The organism is Paenarthrobacter sp. NCHU4564 (assembly GCF_052156435.1).
Classification (GTDB): Bacteria; Actinomycetota; Actinomycetes; order Actinomycetales; family Micrococcaceae; genus Arthrobacter.
Genome location: NZ_JBQLIS010000043.1, coordinates 1 through 3,984 on the forward strand (window position 1 = coordinate 1; position 3,984 = coordinate 3,984).

The window sequence follows — 3,984 nt, forward strand, 5'->3', positions numbered from 1 at the left end:
GCCGACTCCTTCGGAGGAGCCGACCGAGACGCCGACGCCGACTCCTTCGGAGGAGCCGACGGAAACCCCGACGCCGATTCCTTCGGAGGAGCCGACGGAAACCCCGACGCCGATTCCTTCGGAGGAGCCGACGGAAACCCCGACGCCGACTCCTTCGGAGGAGCCGACGGAAACTCCGACCCCGACTCCTTCGGAGGAGCCGACGGAAACTCCGACCCCGACTCCTTCGGAGACGACGCCCGGTGTCTGTGAGGAATCCCCTGGTGATGGGACTGAGGTTCCCGGTGACGGGACTGAGGTTCCTGGCGGCGGTTCTGAAGTTCCGGGTTGCGAGGAGGTGCCTTCGCAGTGCGAGGAAACCCCTGGTGATGGGACTGAGGTTCCCGGTGACGGGACTGAGGTTCCTGGCGAGGGTTCAGAAGGTCCGGGTTGCGAGGAGGTGCCCGGAGATGGCTTAGCCAACACGGGCCTTCAGCTGGCCCCGTACGTCTCGGGTGCCGCTGCCCTTCTCATCATCGGCCTGGTTCTCATGCTGGTGACACGGCGAAAGGAAGCCTCGCGTCAGATCTAGTCGATCAACCGTGGTTGAACTGACCTCGTAAGTATGGCCCGGAAGCTTGCTGGCTTCCGGGCCATACCCGTAGATGAGGGACGTCCGGGCCCGCTGCCGAGGGCCCGGTTCCGCGTTCTCCCAGCCGCACGTGGGTAGAATCGAGGCCTGAACATCGCCGGATTGCAGTGGATACGGAGAACGCATTGTCAGCTTGGCTGGAACTTGGACCGGATAACTACGTGCTGGAGACAGAGGGGGCATCCCTCAACACCGGACTCGTGGTGGGCAAGGAACTTGCCATGGTTATCGACACTGGCTGCGGCCCCCGGCAGGCCCGGGAAATCCTGGCCGCTGTCCGGGAGAAGACGGAGCTCCCGCTGGTTGTGGTGAACACCCACGCGCACTACGACCACTTCTTTGGCAACGCGGTTTTCGCCGATGCAGGAGTAACCGAGTTCTGGGCGCATGAGAATTGCGCTGCAGCCATTGAACGCGATGCTGACAGCCAACGGCCCTCGGTTGCGGAGAACGAACCGGAGATGGCGGCAGGAGAGGGCGACGCCGTCGAGGTTGTGGTTCCCAACGCGATTGTCCGCGACCAGCCGGTCCTGGTGGATCTGGGTGGCATCACTGCGACGCTCTTCTATCTTGGACGTGCACACACAGATGGCGACCTGTTGGTCGGAACCAACTCGACCCTGTTCGTGGGCGACCTTGTTGAGCAGGGTGCACATCCTTCGTTCGAAGACTCGTATCCCGAGGAATGGGCTGACGTGCTGCGCCACATCTCAGCACTGCGTCATCGCTATGAACACTTGGTTCCGGGGCACGGCAAGCCGGCCAGCGACCAGTTCGTCAAGACGATGGCCAACACCATGAGTACTGCAGTGCGGCAGGCCACCCAGTCCATCCGCGACATGCCTGCGGACGCGACCAAGGCCATTCCGGTCCTTCCCTACGGACCGGAGCAGTCGCGCTGGTTCATTAAGCGCCTGCAGGAAACGAACGCCCAGCATGGTCGGCCGGCCGGAGGATCATTGGCTACTCCCGACTTCGGGCCTGAGAAAACAGGGTTCTACCCTTCCTCTTAGCAAGGTTCCTTATAAATTTTTCATCTTGACCCCCTAAAAGCGTGGACTAACGGCTTACTCCGGTTTTAGGATGAATTCGACCATCGGTTCGCGGCTACCTGGGGGGTGTCGAGATGAAGGCCATAAGCGCAATTCCGCGTGCCAAGCAGATTCTCCGCTCCGTCATGGTCGCTGGCGCCGGAACGGCCATCTGGATGGCTCTCTCTGCAACGGCTGCCACCGCAGATTCAGGAACCGGTGATGGAGGCGCACTGCTTGCGGATGCGAAGTCCTCTGTCGCTTCCACGCTTTCCCCCGCAACGGGTGCAACGGGCAATATCACCGCCAAGGTCACGCACACGACGGTCGCCACTACTAAAGCCGTGTCAGAGGTGAGCACTTCTGTAAGCAAAACGGCCGCGCCGACTTCAACTGGAACGGCTGTAACCGTGCCCCTGCCTTCGGTGCCTCTTCCCGAAGCGGTCAAAGCAGTGGTTCCAGCGCAGCCGGTCAAGGTCCCTGTGCCAGCTGTGACTCCGGTGGTCACCCAGGTGGCAGCATCGACTGATGACATCGTTGCCAGTGTCCCGGTGGTTTCCCAAATTCTTCCTGCGGACAGCGTCAGCGCCGTTGTGGATGCAACCGTGGTTCCGATTACTGGTGCTGTGGATGCAAAAGTCGATACCGCGGTGCCACCAGTCAACGATGTTCTGGCGCCAGTCGCTCTTGAGCCGGTCACCAATGTTGTCGATCCCGTGGTTCAGACAGTCGTGGACGTTGTTGATACAGTTCTTCCTCCGGCATTAGGCAGCGTTCCGCCGCTCGATGGTACGCTGCCGCCAGTCGGCGGAATCCTGCCCCCTCTGACGGCTCCGGGAGCCTCGGCTCCGCCAGCATCGGGTAGTGGTCCCGAGGTGCAGCCTGCCGCCCCAAACGTAGCCGCACAGCTGCCACCCGCCGTCGGGACCGCCGGTGACGGAACCCAAACGGCAACCATTACAGCCGTTGACGAACCGGCCAAAACCAACGTCGCACCCACTACCGGGACGATGGCAATGCTGCTCCGCGCATGGTTCGGGGAGCAGTCGACCGTGGCGGACATCGGGCAAACAGGCGTCGGCCTTGCAGCAGACGGTGAGCAGCCTGCCCGGCTTCCGAGCGGTCAACCAGAAGCTCCTCTTGGCGCGGTTGGTGCGGGCTCCGGCTCCTCGAATAACGGAACCTCCGGGGCGGCTGCTGCGTTCCTGCAGCACGCGCTGATTATCCCGGCGGACGCACTTGCTGGCATGGGTCCTGCCAGCGACGAAAACCATCCCAAGCCGGTCTCCTTCGATCCCGGCTCCTCTCCTGACTAGTTTCCCAGCCGTGCCGCTGCTCCGTCCGCGGCAAACGGTCATGATGACGATCCTCGTGAGGACGTCTCTGGGAACAAGAACTTCAGGAGAAGATCACAATGAACTCGACTTTACGCAGGTGCCTCGTGGGCACATGCTTTGCCGGCGGCCTCGTGGCTCTCGGCACGACCGCGGCACAAGCAGCCGGCACAACAACCAACGGCGAGGATGGACTCCTTTCCGGAACCCAGGTGGTTGCCCCCGTCACGGCACCAATCAACCTTGGGGCTACGTCTCTGGGTATAGCCGGAGACTCAGCAGCAACGACCAAAGCGCCAGCGGCAGCCCCCGCTTCCAGCGCTGCGCCGAACGCCGGAACGAACGGGTCCAACGCCATTGGCTCTGGAACCCAAGTAGTCGCTCCGGTTACGGCGCCCATAAACCTGGGCTCGTCATCAGTGGGTCTGCTGGGGGGCTCCACTGCGGCGGGTCCGGCCACGTCAGCAACTCCGTCCGGCTCGGGTGCTCCCGCGTCGACCGCTTCCACCAGCGGATCGAACGGAGTTGCTTCAGGAACACAGGTAGTAGCTCCGGTGACGGTCCCCGTGACCGTGGGGTCCACGTCGGTGGGTGCGTTGGGAGACTCATCGGCCACCTCAACACCAGCAGCAACATCTTCTGCGCCGGCACAAGCGCCGGCGCAGGCAACAACGTCGGGGGGAGAAATTATCGCATCCGGCGCTCAGGTAGTGGCTCCGATTTCGGTCCCTGTTAACATCGGAGCCACTGCCGCGGGAGTTGGCGGGGATGCAACCGCCTCCTCGACGGCGCCAGCGACTTCCGGCGGTGAGGCTGCTGCTTCCGGAGCTACTACCAGTGGTCATGATGGCGTCGCTTCCGGGACGCAGGTTGTTGCTCCGGTGACGGCTCCGGTGACTGTTGGTTCGACAGCGGTTGGTGTCCTGGGTGATTCGGCGGCTACGAGTGGTGGTTCTTCAGCCGGTGCGGCTGGTGGTGGTTCCACTGC

At 62.8% G+C, this 3,984-nt stretch carries 2 protein-coding genes and 2 pseudogenes; all 4 read left to right on the forward strand.

What is annotated here, in order from left to right:
• A pseudogene (locus ACSVIE_RS20950) lies at positions 1-252 on the forward strand (BatC protein); the annotation flags it as partial.
• 504 nt (positions 253-756) lie between these two features.
• Entirely contained in the window at positions 757-1,644 is an 888-nt protein-coding gene (locus ACSVIE_RS20955; protein WP_426003805.1) for an MBL fold metallo-hydrolase, read from the forward strand.
• 113 nt (positions 1,645-1,757) lie between these two features.
• Positions 1,758-2,978, forward strand: coding sequence for a hypothetical protein (locus tag ACSVIE_RS20960; RefSeq protein WP_442425140.1), 1,221 nt, complete (start codon positions 1,758-1,760; stop codon positions 2,976-2,978).
• A gap of 98 nt (positions 2,979-3,076) precedes the next feature.
• Positions 3,077-3,984: pseudogene (locus ACSVIE_RS20965) on the forward strand (cell wall anchor protein); the annotation flags it as partial.

Bases quoted from the DNA above. Each gene is read 5' to 3' on its own strand.
- ACSVIE_RS20960 (WP_442425140.1), top strand. From the start codon at position 1,758: ATGAAGGCCATAAGCGCAATTCCGCGTGCCAAGCAGATTCTCCGCTCC.